Here is a 1,480-nt window from a genome sequence, read left to right as displayed (position 1 = left end):
CCGTTTGGTTACTAACTGGATCATCAAGGACTGGTTGGGAAAATTTGAGAAATACGATGTTGCTCATAACGCTGACCTCTGGTGCAATCGCTGTCATTAAAAGGGTTTGGAATGTAGAGCTCGAAGCCACATCCTATTCGTCGCAATTAGGGTCTCAGTATTCGATATATTCATTTTATTTTGGATAATCATTCATTTCAGGAGTAGGCTAACACTATTATTTAAACGCGTAAAAACGGTCATTTAGGGAGTCGAACTGCGGGGCTTTGGCAACAATTGACCTAAAATCGTTCAAACGTCACGCCAAGTTCAACATGATCGGAGGATAGAGCAGCATGCCGACGACGAGCCTTTTAGGGGGTGACGCAACCAGCCAGACGAACGGCGACGAATGGCATAGCCATCGAAGGTCGGGCATCTCCTCGCGGCATTTTCTGAAGCTGCTGGAAGATCAGGGCCGGGTCGGTTTTTGGTCGGTGGATTTTGAAACCGGTCATATCAACGGTTCGGTAGGACTGTACCGGTTGTTAGGGCTTCCGCCATTCACCACGCTGGAGTTTGCTGACCTGGTGAAGATGATGCACCCCGGCGATCGGGTCTTGAACTCCGATATGCTGGCGGTTATGCGGTCCGGCCAGGCGATCGAAAGAGAATTCAGAATTATCCGTCACGATAAAACTTTGCGCTGGATACAGAACAAGGCGGAGATCCTCGTTGACGCAGAAGGCAATCCGACGCGCGCGCTCGGCTTGATGAACGATATCACCGAACTCCACGAGGCGCGAATGATCGTCGAAGAAGGGTGGCAGAGCTATCAAAGCCTAATATCGGCGATTGCCGCCGTCAAATGGCGTATGTTGCCCGACGGCAAGATCACCTCTTTGCTCAATTGGGAAAAACTCTCCGGGCAGACTTTGGCGGAGGCGGACAACTGGGGGTGGCTGGAGGTGGTGCACCCGGATGAGCGCGAAGCCGCTCGTTCACTCTGGTCAGTGTGCACATTGGCCAGTCGGCCCTATGCCATCGATCTTCGCATCCTGTGTGTTGACGGGATCTTTCGGAAGTATCTGGCACGCGGTGCACCGATTCGTAACTCAGATGGATCGGTGCGCGAATGGATCGGTGTTCTTATCGAAACCGCAGCTCCCAATTCGACTGAGACCGATCCGGTGTTCGGCACGATCGAGGCTGTGGACATCGCTTACATACGCGCGGCGCGGGCGCTTTTGGACTGGAGCATAGAAGACTTGTCGGCGAAGGCAGCCGTTTCCGTCTCGACAATCCGGCGCCTGGAGCTTGGTGCCGGTAAAAGGACGAGGCTTCTTCATATGGAGGCAATCCGCAAAGCCTTGGAACAAGGTGGTATACGGTTCGGACATGGCCTGAATGCTGAAATAACCATTAGCCTGGCCAAAGGGATGTCGTAGAGATCAGAGTGTACTTCGTCATGAAAACTGTGCTTGCGACGATTAACTGATCA

General features: G+C 52.5%; 1 protein-coding gene. It reads left to right on the top strand.

What is annotated here, in order from left to right; translation table 11 throughout:
• The first annotated feature begins 335 nt into the window (after nucleotides 1-335).
• A complete protein-coding gene (locus DSM25558_RS27540) occupies nucleotides 336-1,427 on the top strand; it encodes a PAS domain-containing protein (protein ID WP_083716685.1) in 1,092 nt (363 codons plus the stop codon).
• Nucleotides 1,428-1,480 lie beyond the last annotated feature (53 nt).

The organism is Agrobacterium sp. DSM 25558, from assembly GCF_900100825.1.
Classification (GTDB): Bacteria; Pseudomonadota; Alphaproteobacteria; order Rhizobiales; family Rhizobiaceae; genus Agrobacterium.
This window is presented reverse-complemented; position numbering and strand designations above follow the sequence as displayed.